The organism is Rhodococcus sp. P3_B8 (genome assembly GCF_056402775.1).
In genome coordinates, this window is the sequence record NZ_JBFUGT010000568.1 from 1 (window position 1) to 2,169 (window position 2,169).

Below are 2,169 nucleotides of genomic sequence, written 5' to 3' on the forward strand. Positions count from 1 at the left end.
ACCACACCCATGACGACGAAGTAAGGACAAGCAAACGATGAAATTGGGATTTCACCTGGGCTATTGGTCTACCGCGCCCTCAGACGACGAACGAGCGGCATTCTCCCTTGCGGAGAGTCTCGGCTACGACTCGGTCTGGACTGCCGAGACCTACGGATCCGACTGCTTAACCCCCTTGGCGTGGTACGGCGCCTCAACCAGTACCGTGAAGTTGGGCACCAACATCCTGCAAATGTCGGCGCGGACCCCAGCGGCGACCGCCATGGCGGCGATGACACTGGACCACCTGTCTCGAGGCCGCTTCATCCTGGGTCTGGGCGTCTCGGGGCCACAGGTCGTCGAGGGATGGTACGGGCAGCCGTATCCTCGACCACTCGCTCGCACAAGAGAATACGTCGAACTCGTCCGTAAGTTMGTGCGACGAGACGAACCCGTGAGTCACGATGGTTTGTTCTACCAACTCCCGCTGCAAGGTGGCTCCGGCCTTGGAAAGCCACTTCGGTCCATGATCCACCCCATTCGTCCCGAGATCCCGATCTATCTCGGGGCCGAGGGGCCCAAGAACATCGCACTCGCCGCCGAGATCGCCGATGGGTGGCTGCCGATCTTCTACTCGCCCCGAATGGACGACTTCTATCGAGCAGCGCTCGAGGAAGGATTCTCGAAACCCGGGGCCCGCCGATCTCTGAACGATTTCGACATTGCCGCGACGGTCCCCATCGTCATCGACGACGACATCGAGAAGGCAGCCGACGATGTCCGGCCCAACATCGCTCTCTATGTCGGTGGAATGGGTGCCAAGGAAGCCAACTTTCACAATCAAGTGTTTGTGCGCATGGGTTACGAAGCGGAATGCGCGCACATTCAGCGTCTTTACCTGGAGGGGCGCAAATCTGAAGCAATAGCATCGGTGCCCCTGGCCATGGTCGAGGATGTCGCCCTTGTCGGATCACGAGACAAGATCAAAGAAGACCTCGTTCGATGGGAGAAGAYGGCGGTCAAAACGCTGCTGCTTCAAGGCCTCGGTTACTCCTCGATCGAGGCGGTTGCAGAACTACTCGCGTAATGAGACGTGCAGCACGCGATGGAGCAGGGTAGCGCCCCGGTGGTCGAAAAGTGATGACCACATGTCCGACGAACTCCGAATCATAGTGTTGCTCAACTGCTTTACGTGACGGCCGCAGTGGGTGTCGTGACGACGATGGGGGATGGGCTCGCGCCGAGATCTCCTGGGCGTCCCTCATCGCGAATTCGTTGAGGAGGTGCTCGACGCGTCCTCGTAGTTCCGCACGATATCGAAACGCATGGACCTGGTCTAGCGAGCTCGCCAATTGCTATTGACCGTACAGGCGGTCAGCTGTACGTTCTGGTTACCGCACCGAACAGAGGGAGCTTTCCGATGCGCATCGAAGCCGCAGTGCTGCGCCACCACGACGCACCGTTCGAGATAGAGACGGTGGAGTTGGCCGACCCGACCGGTGGCCAACTACGGGTTCGCATCACCGGTGTCGGGTTCTGTCACACCGACGTTCTACCCAGGGACCCGTCGTTCCTGGCTCAGCCGCCGATCGTGGTCGGCCACGAGGGGGCCGGAGTCGTCGAGGAAGTCGGCGCTGGTGTCACCGGCATCGAGGTCGGCGATCATGTTCTGTTGTCTTTCGATTCCTGTGGGCTGTGCGAGAACTGTGTGGATGGGCACCCGGCGTATTGCTTCGCGTTCTTCGCGCGCAATCTGTCAGGCCGTGGCCCCGATGGCCCCGGCCCTCTCACCGACCTGAGCGGCAACGCCATTGCGTCACGGTGGTTCGGTCAGTCCTCCCTGGCCACCCACGCGGTCGTCAGTGCTCGGAACGTCGTAGTTGTCGACAAGGATCTGCCCCTGCACCTGATGGGGCCGCTCGGCTGCGGGATCCAGACCGGCGCCGGGTCCGCGCTGATCGCCCTGAAAGTCGGTACGGGGCACACGTTCGCCGTCTTCGGGGCCGGAGCGGTGGGTCTGTCCGCAGTCATGGCCGCCCGGGTCGCCGGCGCCTCCCGGATCGTCGCGGTCGACCTGCACACGAACCGACTCGACCTCGCCCTCGAACTCGGCGCGACGGACGTGATCGAGGGGGCAGCGGACGACGTGGCCCGCCAGATCCGGAAGTTGACCGGTGGCGGCGTGCACGC

Annotated in this window: 2 protein-coding genes; both read left to right on the forward strand. The window is 62.3% G+C overall.

The annotated features are described in order from the left end of the window. Positions 1-37: 37 nt before the first annotated feature. Positions 38-1,066, forward strand: a complete 1,029-nt coding sequence (locus AC1D1G_RS44625) for an LLM class F420-dependent oxidoreductase (RefSeq protein WP_477956876.1) — start codon at positions 38-40, stop codon at positions 1,064-1,066. A 333-nt stretch (positions 1,067-1,399) separates the two neighbouring features. Next, on the forward strand, positions 1,400-2,169 hold a 770-nt coding region (locus AC1D1G_RS44630; protein WP_477956877.1), incomplete at its 3' end, for an alcohol dehydrogenase catalytic domain-containing protein.